Consider the following 16,149-nt stretch of genomic DNA (forward strand, 5'->3'; position numbering starts at 1 on the left):
AGCGGACACGGGCGAGGACACCGGGGCGACGCCGGACAGGGCCCGTCCTCAGGACGAGCCGGTACGGCGGCGCGCACGAATGCCCGCCCGCCGCGCACTGCCTCCCATCCGGACTTTAACCGTCGGTCCAGGAGTTTCACCTGGTCAACCGATCGCTGGAAGCGACCGGGTCGCGGACTGTAACCGCCGGTTCGGACTTTCACCGACCCCGGAGTGCGCTGCTTCTGGTACAGGGCCAGTCTGCCACGCCTCATCCGCGGCCATGCGGGTGACCCGGTGTGCGCTGCCTCACATGTTCACCTACTGCGCGTCAGGGATCCACCGGGCCTCACCTCACACAACGGGGCAACACCGGCGTTCTCGCGTTCAGGACAACACCCTTGCCATTTACGGCGATTGGTCATTGGTCCATACCTATTGACGTACTGGTCTAGTCCTTTTAACGTCGGCGGTCCCGGCGCAGTGCGCCGTCCCCGAACGGCCCGGCGGCGGTGACGGAGGCCCTTGCCCCGCCGCCGGGCCCCCAGACGCGGTGCCGATCGGCCGCCTCCGGTCAGCGGGCGGGGGGCGTGAAGAGGTCGTCCTGCGCGCCGTCCCGAGCGGTCAGCAGCGCACCGCGCAGGACCGCGCCGCCGCCCAGCGCGCTCGCCCGTACCTCGGTCGGCAGCGGCGACATACGGACGAGCCGCTCCTGGACACGCCCCGCGAGCACCCGGCCGCCCGCCTGCCCGACCTCGCCGCCGAGCACCACACAGCCGGGGTCGAGGACCGCGGTCACGGAGGCGGCGCCGATGGCGAGACGGTCGGCGAGGGCGTCGAGGAAGGCGGAGGCGGTGTGCTCGTCCGGGCCGGCGTGGGGGCCCGCTCCCGCGCTCCGGCCCACGGCGGCTCGCCGGCCCGCCCCGGCAGCCCGGCCGTCCCCCGCGCGCCGGACGTCCCCCGCGCGCCGGCCTTCCACCGCCCGTACGGCCCGGTGGACCAGTGCGGCCACGGCCGGGCCGTTGGCCTGCCCCTCGGTCGACATTCCATGGGCACCCGCCAGTTCGGCGATGGCGGCCGCTCCCGCCAGGGAGTGGAAGCCCCCCTCGCAGTCCGTCGCCGACGGCAGCGTCGCCGTACCCGGCACCGGCAGGAAGCCGATCTCGCCGGTGCCGCCCGAGGCACCGCGGCGCAGGGCGCCGTCCAGCACCACGGCCGCTCCGGTGCCGTACCCCAGCCACAGCAGCACAAAGGTGTCATGGTCGCGGGCGGCGCCCTCGCGCTGCTCGGCCAGCGCGGCGAGGTTGGTCTCGTTCTCCACGATCACGCGCGCGGGCAGCCGCTCCTGGAGCGCGGTCACCAGACGGCGGTGCCATTCGGGCAGCCCGGTGGTGTCGCGCAGTTCCCCGGTGGCGGGGTCGATCAGTCCGGGCGCCCCGATCCCGACCGTGTGCAGGGACGCGGCACCGGCCTCCTTCGCGGCGCGCTCCACCAGCGTCACCGCCTGCTCCACCGCGGGCCCCGTCCCGGTGTCGCCGCCGATCGGCACCGACGCCTCGGCGAGCACCCCGCCGAGCAGGTCGGACACCAGGACGGAGACGCCTGCGGTGCGCACGTCGAGGGCCGCGAGATGGGCGCGGTCGGCGACGATTCCGTACAGACGCGCGTTCGGACCGCGCCGCTGCTCGCCCGACTCCCCCACCACCGCGATCAGCCCCGCCGCGGCCAGCCGCTCGACGAGGTCGGCGACCGTGGGCCGGGACAGTCCGGTGAGCTGTTTCAACCGCCCTGCCGTCAACGGGCCTTCCTGCTGCAGCAGGCGCAGGGCGAGCCGGTCGTTGATGGCCCGGGCGGTGCTCGGGGATGCGGGCATGCCGGGATCCTCCCAGATCGACGGGCCGTTCGAGGCGCGGCTCCCTTCCCCGCTCTATCTATCAGGCAGGGTTCCTGATAGTTTACCGCCCGCAGCGGGGCGGACACCTGGGGAGGGGCCCGAGAATGAGTGCGATGACCGGCAAGGGCTGCACGCAGCGCGAGGTGAGGCGCGCCCGGTACGCCGTGGCCGCCGTGTTCGCCGTGCACGGCGCCGTGACCGGCTCCTTCGCGACCCGGGTGCCATGGATCCAGGACCACTCCTCGGTCAGCGCCGGCCAGCTGGGACTGGCGCTGGCGTTCCCCGCGCTCGGTGCGTCCCTGGCCATGCCGCTCGCGGGCCGCATCACCCATCGCTTCGGCGCCCGCACCGCGCTGCGCGGCCTGCTCGCGCTGTGGACGCTCTCCCTGGTCCTGCCGTCCCTGGCCCCGAACCTGCTCACCCTGTGCCCGGCGCTGTTCGTCTACGGCGCCACGGCGGGCATGGCGGACGTCGCGATGAACGCCCTCGGCGTGGAGGTCGAGAACCGGCTCGGCCGCTCGATCATGTCCGGTCTGCACGGCATGTGGAGCGCGGGCGCCCTGCTGGGCTCGGCCGCCGGCACCCTCGCCGCGCACCTCGGCTCGGACGCCCGAATGCATCACGTCCTGGCGGCCGCCGTGCTGACCGTGCTGGGGCTGGTCGCCTGCACCTGGGTACTGGACCTCCAGCCCGGCGAGGACGAGGAGCCGCCGCCCCGGTTCGCGCTGCCGCCGAAGTCGGCGCTGCTGATCGGTGCCATCGGGTTCTGCGCGGTGTTCGCGGAGGGAGCGAGCCTGGACTGGTCCGCCGTGTATCTGCGGCACCAGCTCGGCACCTCCGCCGGGCTCGCGGCCGCCTGCACGACGGGCTTCACCCTCACCATGGCCGTCGCCCGGCTCGCGGGTGACACGGTGGTGGACCGTTTCGGCTCGGTACGCACCGTACGGGCGAGCGGCGTCCTGGCCGTCCTCGGTGGCCTGCTGATCGTGAGCGCGGGCCATCCGGCAGTGGCGATGGCCGGGTTCGCGCTGATGGGCCTCGGCATCGCGGTCGTCGTGCCCCTGTGCTTCGCGGCGGCGGGCCGCAGCGGGCCGAACCCCAGCCAGGCCATCGCGGGCGTCGCGACCATCACCTACACCTCGGGCCTTGTGGCGCCGAGCGCGATCGGCGGACTGGCCCAGGCGACCAGCCTCGTGGTGTCGTTCGGCCTGGTGACGGTGCTGGCCTGCGGGCTGGCCGCGTTCGCGGGGGTGCTGCGCGCGGGCGAGCGGGACCGTTTGAGGATCAGTCGGCCGGACGCAGCAGTTCCCGGCCCACGGTCCTGAACCGCTCGCCCCACGAGGTGGGGCGCAGCGTGGCCGCGTCGAGCCGGACGAGGACCCGGGTGCCGTGCGCGTACGTCACCGCTCCGTCGGCCGAGCAGAACCGGAACCCGTAGGTGAGGCCGGTGTTCCCGAGCCGCTCCAGCCACAGGTGCACGGCGTACACGCCGGGCTTGGTCACCGGGGACTCGTAGCTGATCCGCAACTCCTTGACGGCGTTGCAGAAGTCCCCGGCGGCCTGCCAGTCGCCTTCGAACGTGAACCCCTGTTCGTGCCACAGGGCCGACCATGCGCGCTCGACCATCACCGGGTAGCGCGCGTTGTGGAGCAGTCCCAGCGCGTCCAGGTCGTCGAAGTGCACGACGACGGGGATCAGCCGGCCGTACGACACGGCGGGCGCGGCCTGGGCTTCGACGGTCACGGGCGGGGCTCCTGAGACGTTCCTGGTGAGGCGCTCGCGACGCTGCGGCGCTGGACCCTCCCATGGTAAGCGGTCGCTCAGCCGACTCCCTCCGTGGGGCAGGGGCAATTCTCCGCGCGGTCGACGACAGCACCGCCACCGTCCAGAGCAACCGCCCCTTCCGGAGTCTGGCCTGTCGCAGCCGGGTGCCGTCGAGGACGGCGACCCCCGGAACCTTCGGGCCGCATGGGCCGAGGCGGTGGGTACGCCCGCGATCGCCACGGCCGCGAAGGCGGTCGCGGCCGTGAGAAGGGCGGCCGGCCGGGATCGAGCACTCACCAAAGCTCTGACCATATACGTGAACAAAGTTCATGAGTGGGATCGTGTGAGCGTAGGACCCGCTGGTGCCCCTGACAATGGTTCGGACAGTTCTCCACGTACAGAGAAAGAGAAGCTTCACCATGGACCTCGGCGTGCGCTGGAAGCTGCACGGTGACGGGCGTACGCCCGCGCCCGGAGCGGTCGTCCGCCCCGACGAACGGCTTTCCTGGCCCCGCACGATCGGGCTCGGCGCCCAGCACGTCGTGGCCATGTTCGGGGCGAGTTTCGTGGCGCCCGTGCTCATGGGACTCGATCCCAACCTCGCGATCATGATGTCGGGCGTCGCAACCGTGATCTTCCTGCTGGCCACCCGCGGCCGGGTGCCGAGCTACCTCGGCTGCTCCCTGTCCTTCGTGGGGGTCGCCGCGGTGATCCGGGCGCAGGGCGGCACCAGCGCCACCGTCACCGGTGCCGTGTTCGTCGTGGGCGTCGTGCTGTTCCTGGTGGGCCTCGCCGTCCAGCGGTTCGGGGCGCGGATCATCCACGCGGCGATGCCGCCGATCGTGACCGGCGCGGTGGTCATGCTGATCGGGTTCAACCTCGCGCCGGTGACCGCGTCGACGTACTGGCCGCAGGACCAGTGGACCGCACTGCTGGTGATGCTGTTCACCGGGCTCGCCGTGGTGTGTCTGCGCGGCTTCTGGTCACGCATCGCGATCTTCCTGGGCCTGGTCTTCGGCTACGGGATCTCGTGGGCGTTCGACCGGGTCCTCGGAAAGATCCACTCGGTGGACGCGAGCGGCCGGCTCACCGACCACTGGCGCCTGGATCTGTCGGGTGTCGGCAAGGCGGACTGGATCGGCCTGCCCCACTTCCACGGACCGTCCTTCCAGTGGTCCGCCGTCCTGGTCGCCCTGCCCGTGGTGATCGCGCTGGTCGCGGAGAACGCCGGGCACGTCAAGGCGGTCGGCGAGATGACCGGCGACCCGCTGGACGACAAGCTGGGCACCGCCATCTCCGCGGACGGCGTCGCCTCCATGCTCTCCACCGCGGTCGGCGGCCCGCCCAACACGACGTACTCCGAGAACATCGGCGTGATGGCGGCCACCCGGGTCTACTCGACCGCCGCCTACTGGGCCGCGGCCGGCTTCGCCCTGCTCTTCGGCGTCTGTCCCAAGTTCGGCGCGACCGTGGCCGCGATCCCCGGCGGGGTACTCGGCGGCATCACCGTCATCCTGTACGGCATGATCGGCCTGCTCGGCGCGCAGATCTGGATCAGCTCCAAGGTCGACCTGCGCAACCCGCTGAACCTGGTGCCGGCCGCCGCGGGCATCATCATCGGCGTCGGCAACGTCAGCCTGAAGTTCAGCGACCACTTCTCGTTGAGCGGGATCGCCCTGGGCACGGTGGTCGTCATCACCGGCTATCACGCGCTGCGGGCGCTGGCCCCCGCGCATCTGAAGACACAGGAGCCGCTGCTGGACTCGGGCACCTCCGCGTACGACGAGGAGGGCGCCGGGGACGACGGCGCCGTGGCCTCCCGGGACGCCCGCGGGCACACCGGCTCATAGACGCTGCGCACACGGGCACACCCGCTCGTAAGCGCGGCGCACACCGGAACGCCGGTTCGTGGACGCCCCTCCCGTACCCCTGATGGCCCATGGGGGGCGTCCCCCGTTCCGGGGAAGCGCGCGGGCCGCGGCCGCTCCGGTCGGCCCGGGCTGCGACCCTGCCCCCATGGTGCGCTTGGAGCAGTTCACGACCGAGGTGGACACGGTCGTCTCACGCATGCGCGCGCTCGACGGAGCCTGGCCGGAGCACGATGGGGTCGCGGTCTTCAACCGCGTCTACCTCGCCGTCACCGAGGAGGTCGACCGCCGTCTGGACGCCGGGTACTTCCGGGACCGCCACGGGGCGATCGCGCTGGACGTTCGGTTCGCCGAGCGCTATCTGGCCGTGGCCGAGGAGGGACCGTTGCCCGCCTGCTGGAGGCCGTTGTTCCAGTTGCGGCGCCATCCGGGCGTACGACCGCTGCAGTTCGCGCTCGCCGGCATCAACGCCCACATCGGCCATGACCTGGCGCTCGCCGTCGTGGACACCTGCCGCGCGCTCGGCCGCGAACCGGCCGCTCTGGAGGACGAGTTCGAGCGGGTGGGCGACCTCCTCGGCGCGTTGGAGGAGCGCATCCGTGAAGACCTGATGCCCGGCCCCGATCTGCTCCAGCTCGCCGACCCGCTGACGCATCTGCTCGGCGCGTGGAGCCTGGAGCGGGCCCGGGAGGCGGCGTGGTCGGCGGCCCGGGCACTGTGGGCGCTGCGGCATCTGCCGGACGTCGCCGAGGAGTTCGCGCGCCGGCTCGACGCGGCGGTGGGATTCGCGAGCCGGATGCTGCTCACACCCCTTCCGCACTGATCCGGCCGTCCTCGCCTGTCGTGCCGGGCAGCGCCCTGTGCCCGCTGTACGTTGCATCGGGGGGCCCATCCATGGCGAAGGAGCAACAGGTATGGCGACCCGGCTCGGACTCGGCCTCCCCCAGAACAAGCAGTACGACATCGGGCGGGACGTGCCGGATGTCGCACGCGCCGCCGAGGAGATGGGCTACGAGAGCCTGTGGGTGTACGAGCGGGCCCTGTTCCCCGAGTCCACGGCCCAGGGGCTCTACGACGTCGAGGGCCTGCCCTGGCCGGACAGCTACCGCGGAGTGGCCCACCCCCTGGTCGCGCTCGCCCTCGCCGTCACCGCCACCCACCGGGTCCGGCTCGGCACGAGCGTACTGGTGGCGCCCCTGCACGGCCCCTTCCAGCTCGCCAAGGCGCTCGCCTCCCTGGACGCGGCGAGCGGCGGCCGGATCGTGGCGGGCCTGGGCACGGGCTGGTCCCTCGACGAGTACGCGGCGGCCGGGGTGCGCCCGTTCGAGGAGCGCGGCCGGGTCATGGACGAGATCATCGATGTCTGCCGTGCCGTCTGGGGTCCGGACCCGGTTTCCTACGAGGGCCGGCTCACGACGATCTCGTCGGCGGTGGTCGCGCCCAAGCCGGCCCGGCCGATCCCGATTCTGCTGGCGGCGACCAACCAGAGCGCCCAGCAGCGGCTGGTGGAGAAGGCCGACGGGTGGCTCCCTGTGGGCCTCGGCGCCGAGACGCTGGCCCGGCAGTGGCGCGCCCTCCAGGACCTGGCCGCCGAGCGCGGCCGCGTCGAGCCGCTCCAGACGGTGCTGCGCGCGAACGCCGTGTACTCGGCGAAGCCGCTCCCCGGCGCGGACCGGGGCCCCTTCCAGGGCGATGTCGACCAGATCGTGGAGGACCTGGCGGCGCACGCCGAGGTCGGCCTGGATGAGATCCTCATCGACCTTCAGGGCTCGGTCCGCGACGCGCAGGAGCTGAAGGACGTGGCCGCGCAGGTGTACACGACGGCACGGGCGGCCGACATCTGACCGGCCGCCCGCCTTCGGTCCGTCGGTCCGGCTCAGTCCTCCGGCAGCTCCACCGGCGCGATCTCGTCGTAGACGTCGCCGGGGCCGGGGTTGGTCGGGTCGGTCGCGCCGCCGAAGTGGTGCATCACGCCCCACACGGCGTTGAGCGCGGTCTGCACGGCGCCCTCCGCCCAGCCGGCCGTCCAGGAGATGTCGTCGCCGGCGAGGAAGATGCCCCGCTTGTCGGCGGGCAGCCGGTCCTGCATGAAGTGCGTGAACAGGCGGCGCTGGTAGCGGTAGTGGCCGGGGAGGTTGGCCTTGAACGCGCCCATGAAGTACGGCTCGTTCTCCCAGGAGACCGTCACGGGGTTGCCGATGATGTGCTTCCTGATGTCGACCTTCGGGTAGATCTCGCCGAGCGACTTCAGCATGACCTCCATCCGCTCGGCGGCGGACAGCGGCAGCCACTTCAGGCTGTCGTCGCACCAGGTGTAGGACAGGCAGATGACGGCGGGCTTGTCCGGGCCCTCGTCCAGCAGATAGGTGCCGCGGGTCATCCGGTCGGTGAGCGTCATCGACATGACGTCCCGGCCCGTCTCCTCGTCCTTGTCCAGCCAGAACGGCCGGTCCACCGGCACGAAGAGCTTGCTGGACTCCATGTAGTGGGTGCGCTCGATGGCCGTCCAGTGGTCGATCGGGAACAGCGCGTCGTCACAGGCGATCTTCGAGAGCAGCATCCAGGACTGGGCGGTGAAGATCGCCGCCTGGTAGGTGCGGATGTCGCCGTGTGCGTCGGTGACGGTGATCCGGTTGCCGGCGGTGCGGTGCAGCCGGGTGACGGCGGGCCGGGGCTCGCCGCCCTCGTGCAGGGACTTCAGGGATGTCCCGTGGGCCCAGTGCACGATCTTCTGGGGCTCGCGCTCCCACAGGCGCAGCGGCAGCTGCTGGGAGCCGCCGACGATGCCCCGGTGGTGGTCGTCGGCCTCGGTGTAGACGACCCGCAGGATCTCCAGGATGGAGTTCGGGAAGTCGGTGTCCCAGCCGCCGGTGCCGAAGCCGACCTGGCCGAAGATCTCGCGGTGCCGGAAGGACTTGAAGGCCTCGGACTCGCAGAGGAAGCCGTAGAACGTCTGGTTGTCGAGCTTCTCGACGAGCTTCGCCCAGATCTCGCGGATGCGCGGCACATCGCGCTCGCGCATCGCGCGGTTCATGTCGGAGAAGTCGGCGCCCTCCTCCAGGCAGGCGTTCCACGCGTTCGCCACGTCGCGGTAGACCTGTGGCAGGTCGTCGAGGGTCTCGGCGTAGTGGCTCTCCCCCTTGAGGTCCACGACGGTGGAGGGGGTGGCCTCGGCGAGCGGGTTGGGGAAGGGCTTGGTCCGGAGGCCCACGAGGTCGATGTAGTGCTGGAGCGCCGTGGAGGACGGCGGGAAGCGCATGGCGCCCATCTCGGCGGTCAGCGACGGGTCGCAGCCCTCGAAGCCGACGGTGCGCAGCCGGCCGCCGATCTTGTCGGCCTCGTAGACGACGGGCTTGAGGCCCATCTTCATCAGCTCGTAGGCGGCCACGATGCCGGACAGGCCACCGCCGATGACGGCGACCTCGGTGCCGTGCTCCGTCGCGGGTATCTGGCCGAGCCCCGCCGGGTGGGCGAGGAAGTCGTCGTAGGCGTAGGGGAAGTCCGGGCCGAACATGGTGATCGGCGGCTGCTGCTCGTCTGCGTGCTCGACGGCGTTGGGCACCGTGGACGTCATGGGGTACGGACTCCTTGCGCGGGAAGAACTCGGGGGGAGGAGGCTGCGGGGATCAGACGAGGGACCCGTAGAGACCGGGGCGGCGGTCCTTGAGGTACGGGTTGGCCTCGCGGGAGGCGGCGAGGTGGGCGGGGTCGACATCGGCGAGGACGATCTCCTCGATCCGGGCGGCCCGGGCGCGGGCGACCCCGTCGGGTCCGGCGAGGGTGGACAGCCCGACGAACTCGAACTCCCCTTCCTCGCCGACGCGGTTGACGTAGGCGATGTACATCTGGTTCTCGAAGGCCCGCACCGGTACGAGGGACTCGGCGACGAACTGGAACGGATGCATCTGGGCCGTGGGGACCACGAGGAGGTCGGTGCCGGCCAGCGCGTGGGCGCGGACGTTCTCCGGGAACTCGACGTCGTAGCAGATCATCAGGCCGATACGGAGGCCGTCCAGCTCGGCCTGGACGACCGGCTGGTCGCCCGGGGTGAAGTGGTCGCGCTCGAAGCCGCCGAAGAGATGGGTCTTGCGGTAGTTCGCGAGGCGGGTGCCGTCGGCGCAGATGAGCTGGGCGGCGTTGAAGACGGTCTCGCCGTTGCGCTCCGGGTAGCCGTAGGCGATGGCCAGACCGTGCCGGGAGGCGATGTCCGCGATGGCGTCCGCGGAGTCGCCGTCGGCGGGCTCGGCGAGCCGGGCGATCGCCTCGCCGATCGCGTACCCGGTGAGGAACATCTCCGGGGCGATCAGCAGCCCGGCCCCCGCGGCGGCGGCACGGCCCGCGGCCTCGTCGAGCACCTTGAGGTTCTCGACGACCGAGCCGGGGCGGCCGGAGCTCTGGAGCAGGGCGGTGCGCATGCGTGTTCTCCACCGGTACGAGAGGGTTGGGGGGGCCGTTTAGACGGTACGGTCGGCGCCCTCGGCCGGACAAGGAGGAGCCGTTGCGCGCCGGTGAGCGAATCGTTGCGTGCAGGGCGGGCCGCCCGGCGATTCGTTGCGCGCCGCCGGGGGGCGGTCGGGGCGCTCGGGACGGGAGTGGCACAGGTGCTCCCACCACGGCGTTCCCGCCGGTGCCGGCCCCCGGGGGCCACGGGACTCCGGGGCTCACAGCTCGCGCAGCCGCTCCACGATCTCGCGCAGGAGTTCCGGGTCGGCCGCCGGGGCGCCCGCGGGCCTCGCGTGCGGCCCGTCGATGCGGATCAGGCCGGCCTCCGCCAGGTCACCGAGCAGGACCCGGACGACGGTCAGCGGCAGATCGGCGTCCGCGGCGAGTTCCACGACCGGCCGGGGGCCACGGCGCACCAGATCGAGCAGGGACGCCCGGGCGTGGTCGACCTCCTCGCGCGCGTCCTCCACGTCCAGTGCGGTGACCTGCGACATCAGGTCGATGGTGTGCCGGTGCGAGGGGCGGGTGCGCCCCCGCGTCACCATGTAGGGGCGCACCATCGACCCGGTCTCGTCCTCGTACCAGTGGTCGTCGTCGGACACGGTGGGTCAGGAGGCGGCCGGGCCCGCGGCCGACCGTACGGCGGCGTCCATGTGGCGGCCGACGCGGCGGACGAGCAGCGCCATCTCGTGCGCGAGCTGTCCTACGTCGGTCCGGGACTCGCTCAGCACGGCCAGCCGGGTGCCGGCCCCGGCCGGGGTGATGAACAGATAGGCGTCATCGAGCATCACCATCGTCTGCCGGACGTTCCCCACGTCGAACCGCTCCCCCGCCGAGCAGGCCAGGCTGTGGAAGCCGGAGCAGACGGCGGCGAGGTGCTCGATGTCCCGCCGGGGCATGCCCTCCGAGCGGCTCAGCGGAAGGCCGTCCGCGGTCAGCAGCACGGCCTGGAGTACGTGGTCGGTCCTGGCCACGAGATCGTCGAGCAGCCAGCCGAGGTCGGTACCGGGCGGCTGGTCGGCCTCGTCGGGGTGCTCGGGGCTCTGGTCAGGGCGCATCGTCGGCGTCCGTCCCTTCCTCGGTGTCGGTTCGCTCCGTGGGGGGCTGGTGGGGGCCGGTGGCCCTGGGGATGCCCTTCCGGCCGCGGTCCAGTCCGCGCTGGTAGGCACCGAAGATCGCCCGTACCTCCTCGGCGCTCACCTCGCGGGCCGGGGCCTCCTCGGCGGCCGGGGCATCGGTGCGCAGACCGGGGGCCAGGGAGGTCTGACGGACCCGGGTGGGCAGGGCGGGAGCACCGGGGACGGGGCGCTCGGGGGCCTGGGCATCGGGGCCCCCGCCGTCGGGGGCCGCGAGATCCGGGCCCGCAGCGGGAGCCTTGTGCGCGGGCCGCTGCTCCGGCGCCTGCTCCCGCTCCCGTTCGCGCTCCGGGGCGAGCACCGCCGTCCTCGTCCGCACGGGCAGCGTCAGCACCGGCGCCTCGTCCCGCCGGGCCGGAGTCCCGGGCGGCACGGGCGTGTCGTCCGGTTCGGCCGGAGTCCCGGGTTCCACCTCCGCCAGAACCGCCTGCGGCAGCAGCACCACCGCCGTCGTACCGCCGTACGGCGACCGGGTCAGGGTGACCTCGATGCCGTGCCGGGCGGCGAGCCGGCCCACCACGTACAGGCCCAGCCGGTCGTGGCGCGTCGGGTCGAAGTCGTCGGGCCTGGTGAGCGTGCGGTGCGCCGCGTCGATCTGGTCGGGGTCGAGACCGAGACCTCGGTCGTCGATCTCCAGGACGAAGTCGCCGCGGATGCGGTCGGTGCGCAGGGTGACCCGGGTGTGGGGCGGCGAGAACACGGTGGCGTTCTCGAGGAGCTCGGCGAGCAGGTGCACGACGTCGGCGACGGCGTCCGCCGCGATTCCGACCTCCGGCATCGGCGGGACCACGACGCGCGCGTAGTCCTCGATCTCGCTCACCGCCGAGGACACCACGTCGGCGAAGGGCACCGGCCGCCGCCATCGGCGGCCGGGCACCGCACCGGAGAGGATGATCAGGCCCTCCGCGTGCCGCCGCATCCGGGTGGTCAGGTGGTCGATCCCGAAGAGCTGCTCCAGGACGTCCGGGTCGTCCGTACGCCTCTCCAGGGTGTCGACGAGCTTCAACTGGCGGTGGACGAGCGCCTGGTTGCGCCGCGCGATGTTGAGCAGCACGGCGAAGAGCCCGCTCCTGAGCGTGGCCTGCTTCACGGCCGCCTCGACGGCCGCGCGGCGGGCGGCGTTGAAGGCCCGGCCGACCTGTCCTATCTCGTCGGAGCCCGCCTCGTCCTCGGCCAGCGGCGGTGCCTCGGCCTGGGCGTCCACCTCCTCGCCCGCGCTCAACCGCTCCATGACGTCGGGCAGTTGCCGCGTCGTCAGCAGGTCGGCGGAGTCCCGCAGCGTCTCCAGGCGGCGCGAGATCCGCCGGGCGCCGCGCACCGACAGCCACAGCGACAGGCCCATGGCGGCCAGTCCGACCACCGCGACGACGGCAGCCTTGGTCAGCTCCCGGTAGGCGAACGCCCGCCCGCGCGTGGCGGAGTTCTTGGCGGCCTGGGTGCACAGCAGCATGTACTCGTGCACGGCCCGGTCGGTGGTCGTCCGCCATGAGTCGGCCGCGACGGCCCGGCCCGCGCCGTCGGCGCCCGCCCGCAGCAGAGCGTCCTCGCCCGCGGTGAGGGCCCGGTGGACGTCGTCGTGCCGGAACCGCTCGAAGAGGGTTCGCGAGTCGGACGGCAGAGCGGGGACATAGGTCGCCTCGAAGACACGGCGGTCCTCGACGGTGGCGGCGAGCATGTCGTACTGACGGTCGGTCAGTCGCCCGGCGGCGCGGGCCCCGGCGACGATCGCGTCCTCCCGCGAGACGAACTCCCGGACCCGCACCAGCTCGCTGACGGTCTGCGCCTCGCGGGCGAGGCGGCCGGCCTGCAACGCGGTCAGGGCGGACTGGACGTCGAAGTCGGGTTCCACGAGGGCGCTGTACTCGGTCACCGCGCCGTCCCAGGAGATACGGCCCGACAGCACCCGCTCCCGCAGTCCCTCCAGCTTGTCCGCGGCGGCGAGCGCGGAGTCGATGGCCCGCTGCTGCCCGGCGGAGAGACGGCTGCGGTCCCCGTCCCGGACGGCCTCGCGCAGGGCGTTCACGGCCCGGTCGGTGCGGCGCTGCTGCTCCAGCAGGTCGAGGGCCGCCCCGTTGCGGTGGCCCCCGCCCAGGTACGCGGCCGCGAGCCGCCGTTCGATCTGGATCTGTCCGGTCGCCGTGTCGACGGGGGTGCCGAAGTCCTCGTACACCCCCTGGAGGCGGACCAGTGCCCGGAGTTCGCCGGTGACCGACACCATGGCGAAGCTCCACAGGGTCAGCAGGGCGATCGCCGGAGCCAGCGAGAGCGCCACGATGCGCGCACGAACCGTGGTGGGACGGCCGAAGGGCCAGCGCATGGTCTCCCCCGGGGGACAGGACGGTCGGGTGCGGGGCGGGGATCGGTTGACCTGCAGGTATTACCCGCCGGTAGTGAACGCGCCACAACCTACGGGAAGGATCACGCCGCCGCAATGGTTGTCAGAGGTAACCCGGAGTCAGAACCTCCGGGGCACGGCGAAGGTGGTGACGACCGCCGCGTGGTCCGAGGGCCAGTCGTTGCCGGCGACCTCGGGCCAGGCGCTCGGGGTGCCGGTGACCACGGTGCCGGAGTCGAGCACCGCGAGACCCCGGTGCAGCACGAAGTCGATACGGTCCTGCGGTTCCGGGCGCCCGCTGCCGTCCTCGTGCAGGGGATGGATCGGGGACCAGGTGTGGCCCGGGTCGCGGACCGGGTCCGGGTGCGCCTCGCGGTAGGAGTCGCCGAAGCCCGCCTCCTCGGCGGCCTTCGTCACCGGCCAGGCGACATCCGGCCAGTCCAGGTGCGAGGGGCAGTTGAAGTCGCCGACCAGCACGACCGGAACACCGTCGCCGGCCGACTCGCCGATCCTGCGCAGGGTGTCCCGCATCTGGGCGAGCCGCACCTCCTCGTGGGCGATCAGTCCGGCCGCGGGCAGGCCGTCGAAGGCGGATTCGTAGGGCCCGTACGGCGTGTAGTCCAGGTGGGCCGTCCAGACGTCCACCTCGCAGTCCGGGGCGACGCTCACCCGGACGCCCGCCGCCCCGTAGAAGCCCACCTCCGGGTCGCCGAAGCGGGCGGTGAGGGGGTATCGGCTGATGACGCCGAGGTTCTCCCCGGCCCGGTGGTGGTACCAGCCGAGCGCCTCGGCCAGCTCCTGGGCCGCCGTGCCGGCCGTCTCCTGGAGGCCCACCACATCGGCCCCGGTCTCCAGGACGGTCTTGAGCTGCTTGGCCCGGTGGTCGTCGACCATGCTGCCGCCGAGCCACAGGTTCCAGGTCATCACGCGCAGTTCGTACGACAGCAGGGACCGCAGCCGCTCGGGCGTGACCTCCTCCAGGCTGGCCAGCACGGTCCGCCCGGGCGCCGCGTCGATCGGCGCGAGCGACGGCACGGCGAGCACCGCGCAGCCCGCCGCCTCGGCGGAGGCGACGCCGGTCGGGGTGTCCTCCACGGCCACACAGGCGACCGGGTCCACGACGAGCGCGCGGCACGCGGCGAGGTACGGATCGGGCGCGGGCTTGGTGCGCTCGGTGTCGTCGGCGGTGACGGAGACCGCGAAACGTTCGGCGCCCAGCGCCTCGAGGACGGTGTCGGCGACGGCCCTCGGGGAGGCGGTCACCAGCGCGGTGGGGATGCCGTCGCGGGCGAGGGCATCCAGCAGGGCGAGGGCGCCGGGGCGGGGCTCGACCCCGTCCCGGACCCGGTCGGCGAACTCACGGTGCAGCTCCGCGGAGATACCGGCGGCCGGGGCGCCGGTGAGCGAGGCCAGCCAGTCGGCCGTGTGCTCGACGGGACGGCCGAGCACCTCCGGCTGGTCGTCGGCGTCCAGCGCCCGGCCGAGTCCGGCCGCGATCCGCTCCACCGCCTCCCACCACAGTCGCTCGGTGTCGACGAGCGTGCCGTCCATGTCGAACAGGACGGCCTGGAGCGGGCGTCGGGTCACGTTTGTCTCTTTCCTGTGTGGGGGGAAGGTGTTCATGCCGGGGAGGCAGGCTTCAGCGGACGCGCTCGGCGACCAGCACCGGGCGCTCCGGCAGGGTCACCGCCACGGCAGCACCGGCGCTGAGCGCGGCCGCGTCGTGCGCCGGCAGGTCGGCCTTCACCTCGGTGGCGTCGGCGAGGCGCACGGTCAGCCGCACCGTGGCGCCGAGGAACGCGGTGGCGACCACGCGCGCCTCTCCCTTGTCGTCCGCGGTCACCCGGACCGACTCGGGCCGCACCAGCACGTCCACGTCGGTCGCGGCGGGCGCGTCCCCGTCGACGGGCAGCCGCTGCCCGAGCACCTCGACGATGCCCGAGTTCAGTCGTCCCGGGATCCGGCTCATCGTGCCGACGAACTCGGCGACGAAGGCGGTGGCCGGCCGGCCGTACAACTCGGCCGGGGCGGCGCACTGTTCGAGCCGGCCGGCGCGCATCACCGCGACCCGGTCCGCCATGGACAGGGCCTCCTCCTGGTCATGGGTGACGAACAGGGTGGTGATGCCGAGTTCCTGCTGCACGCGGCGGATCTCCTCGCGCAGGGTGAGCCGCACCTTGGCGTCGAGCGCGGAGAGCGGCTCGTCGAGGAGCAGGACACGCGGGCGCAGGGCGAGCGCGCGGGCCAGGGCGACACGCTGCTGCTGGCCGCCGGAGAGCTGGTGCGGGAAGCGCTCGCCCTTGTCGCCGAGGCCGACCAGGTCGAGCAGTTCGGCGGCGCGGGCGCGCCGCTGCGCGGTGCGCACCTTGCGCATGCGCAGCCCGAACGCCACGTTGTCGAGCACGGTCAGGTGCGGGAAGAGGCTGTACGACTGGAAGACCATCCCGGCGTCGCGGCGATGGGCCGGGACACGGCTGACGTCCTCTCCGTCGACGAGCACCGCCCCGGAGTCGGGGTGCTCGAATCCGGCGAGCATCCGCAGCGCGGTGGTCTTGCCGCAGCCGGACGGGCCCAGCAGGGCGAGGAGCTCGCCGGGCCGGACGGTCAGGTCGAGCCCGTCGAGGGCCACGGTGGGGCCGAACTCCCGCCGCAGGGCGCGGAATTCGACGGTCGCGGCGTTGTCGCGGGATACGGCCGCATCGCGTGGGGCGGCCTGGTCGAGGGTCATGT

The 16,149-nt window shown here is 72.9% G+C and carries 13 protein-coding genes and 1 riboswitch; of the genes, 4 read left to right on the forward strand and 9 right to left on the reverse strand.

Translation table 11 applies throughout. From position 1 onward, the window contains the following. Positions 1-90: 90 nt before the first annotated feature. Positions 91-221: riboswitch (FMN riboswitch) on the reverse strand. A gap of 332 nt (positions 222-553) precedes the next feature. Then, the gene (locus ACIP94_RS20290; protein ID WP_402427093.1) at positions 554-1,852 is read right to left on the reverse strand and encodes an ROK family transcriptional regulator; all 1,299 of its coding nucleotides are present in this window, start codon (positions 1,850-1,852) and stop codon (positions 554-556) included. Positions 1,853-1,986: 134 nt separating this feature from the next. Between ACIP94_RS20290 and ACIP94_RS20295 the strand changes: the two genes are divergently transcribed. Beyond that, the gene (locus ACIP94_RS20295; RefSeq protein ID WP_402427568.1) at positions 1,987-3,198 is read left to right on the forward strand and encodes an MFS transporter; all 1,212 of its coding nucleotides are present in this window, start codon (positions 1,987-1,989) and stop codon (positions 3,196-3,198) included. Here ACIP94_RS20295 and ACIP94_RS20300 read toward each other — a convergent pair. After that, complete coding sequence (locus tag ACIP94_RS20300) at positions 3,158-3,616, reverse strand: acyl-CoA thioesterase (RefSeq protein ID WP_402427096.1); 459 nt, start codon at positions 3,614-3,616, stop codon at positions 3,158-3,160. The two genes, ACIP94_RS20295 and ACIP94_RS20300, sit on opposite strands and share 41 nt — an antisense overlap. 440 nt (positions 3,617-4,056) lie before the next feature. Between ACIP94_RS20300 and ACIP94_RS20305 the strand changes: the two genes are divergently transcribed. The 3 genes from ACIP94_RS20305 (at position 4,057) to ACIP94_RS20315 (ending at position 7,349) form a co-directional block, all read left to right on the forward strand. Continuing rightward, positions 4,057-5,487 (forward strand): uracil-xanthine permease family protein, encoded by a 1,431-nt coding sequence (locus ACIP94_RS20305; RefSeq protein ID WP_402427099.1) that lies wholly within the window; start codon positions 4,057-4,059, stop codon positions 5,485-5,487. Between the two features lie 166 nt (positions 5,488-5,653). Continuing rightward, positions 5,654-6,328, forward strand: a complete 675-nt coding sequence (locus ACIP94_RS20310) for a DUF5995 family protein (protein WP_402427101.1) — start codon at positions 5,654-5,656, stop codon at positions 6,326-6,328. A gap of 91 nt (positions 6,329-6,419) precedes the next feature. Further along, positions 6,420-7,349 (forward strand): LLM class F420-dependent oxidoreductase, encoded by a 930-nt coding sequence (locus ACIP94_RS20315; protein WP_402427104.1) that lies wholly within the window; start codon positions 6,420-6,422, stop codon positions 7,347-7,349. A gap of 32 nt (positions 7,350-7,381) precedes the next feature. Here ACIP94_RS20315 and ACIP94_RS20320 read toward each other — a convergent pair whose 3' ends face one another. From ACIP94_RS20320 to ACIP94_RS20350, 7 genes are all read right to left on the reverse strand, one after another. Continuing rightward, positions 7,382-9,079 carry a flavin monoamine oxidase family protein gene (locus tag ACIP94_RS20320; RefSeq protein ID WP_402427107.1) on the reverse strand — a complete coding sequence of 566 codons (1,698 nt, stop codon included), beginning with the start codon at positions 9,077-9,079 and terminating at the stop codon, positions 7,382-7,384. 52 nt (positions 9,080-9,131) lie between these two features. Then, positions 9,132-9,920, reverse strand: coding sequence for a carbon-nitrogen hydrolase family protein (locus ACIP94_RS20325; RefSeq protein WP_402427110.1), 789 nt, complete (start codon positions 9,918-9,920; stop codon positions 9,132-9,134). A 246-nt stretch (positions 9,921-10,166) separates the two neighbouring features. After that, positions 10,167-10,550, reverse strand: coding sequence for a DUF742 domain-containing protein (locus tag ACIP94_RS20330; RefSeq protein WP_402427113.1), 384 nt, complete (start codon positions 10,548-10,550; stop codon positions 10,167-10,169). 6 nt (positions 10,551-10,556) lie between these two features. Next, the gene (locus tag ACIP94_RS20335) at positions 10,557-11,006 is read right to left on the reverse strand and encodes a roadblock/LC7 domain-containing protein (RefSeq protein WP_402427116.1); all 450 of its coding nucleotides are present in this window, start codon (positions 11,004-11,006) and stop codon (positions 10,557-10,559) included. Beyond that, on the reverse strand, positions 10,996-13,401 hold the full coding sequence (locus ACIP94_RS20340) for a nitrate- and nitrite sensing domain-containing protein (protein WP_402427119.1): 2,406 nt from the start codon (positions 13,399-13,401) through the stop codon (positions 10,996-10,998). The genes ACIP94_RS20335 and ACIP94_RS20340 overlap by 11 nt, the downstream gene beginning before the upstream one ends. 138 nt (positions 13,402-13,539) lie before the next feature. Next, complete coding sequence (locus ACIP94_RS20345; RefSeq protein WP_402427123.1) at positions 13,540-15,042, reverse strand: HAD-IA family hydrolase; 1,503 nt, start codon at positions 15,040-15,042, stop codon at positions 13,540-13,542. 16 nt (positions 15,043-15,058) lie between these two features. Then, complete coding sequence (locus ACIP94_RS20350) at positions 15,059-16,147, reverse strand: ABC transporter ATP-binding protein (RefSeq protein WP_402427126.1); 1,089 nt, start codon at positions 16,145-16,147, stop codon at positions 15,059-15,061. Positions 16,148-16,149 lie beyond the last annotated feature (2 nt).

Source organism: Streptomyces sp. NPDC093261 (assembly GCF_044753645.1).
Classification (GTDB): Bacteria; Actinomycetota; Actinomycetes; order Streptomycetales; family Streptomycetaceae; genus Streptomyces.

Bases quoted from the DNA above. Each gene is read 5' to 3' on its own strand.
- ACIP94_RS20290 (WP_402427093.1), bottom strand. From the start codon at position 1,852: ATGCCCGCATCCCCGAGCACCGCCCGGGCCATCAACGACCGGCTCGCC.
- ACIP94_RS20295 (WP_402427568.1), top strand. From the start codon at position 1,987: ATGACCGGCAAGGGCTGCACGCAGCGCGAGGTGAGGCGCGCCCGGTAC.
- ACIP94_RS20305 (WP_402427099.1), top strand. From the start codon at position 4,057: ATGGACCTCGGCGTGCGCTGGAAGCTGCACGGTGACGGGCGTACGCCC.
- ACIP94_RS20310 (WP_402427101.1), top strand. From the start codon at position 5,654: ATGGTGCGCTTGGAGCAGTTCACGACCGAGGTGGACACGGTCGTCTCA.
- ACIP94_RS20315 (WP_402427104.1), top strand. From the start codon at position 6,420: ATGGCGACCCGGCTCGGACTCGGCCTCCCCCAGAACAAGCAGTACGAC.
- ACIP94_RS20320 (WP_402427107.1), bottom strand. From the start codon at position 9,079: ATGACGTCCACGGTGCCCAACGCCGTCGAGCACGCAGACGAGCAGCAG.
- ACIP94_RS20325 (WP_402427110.1), bottom strand. From the start codon at position 9,920: ATGCGCACCGCCCTGCTCCAGAGCTCCGGCCGCCCCGGCTCGGTCGTC.
- ACIP94_RS20335 (WP_402427116.1), bottom strand. From the start codon at position 11,006: ATGCGCCCTGACCAGAGCCCCGAGCACCCCGACGAGGCCGACCAGCCG.
- ACIP94_RS20340 (WP_402427119.1), bottom strand. From the start codon at position 13,401: ATGCGCTGGCCCTTCGGCCGTCCCACCACGGTTCGTGCGCGCATCGTG.
- ACIP94_RS20345 (WP_402427123.1), bottom strand. From the start codon at position 15,042: ATGAACACCTTCCCCCCACACAGGAAAGAGACAAACGTGACCCGACGC.
- ACIP94_RS20350 (WP_402427126.1), bottom strand. From the start codon at position 16,147: ATGACCCTCGACCAGGCCGCCCCACGCGATGCGGCCGTATCCCGCGAC.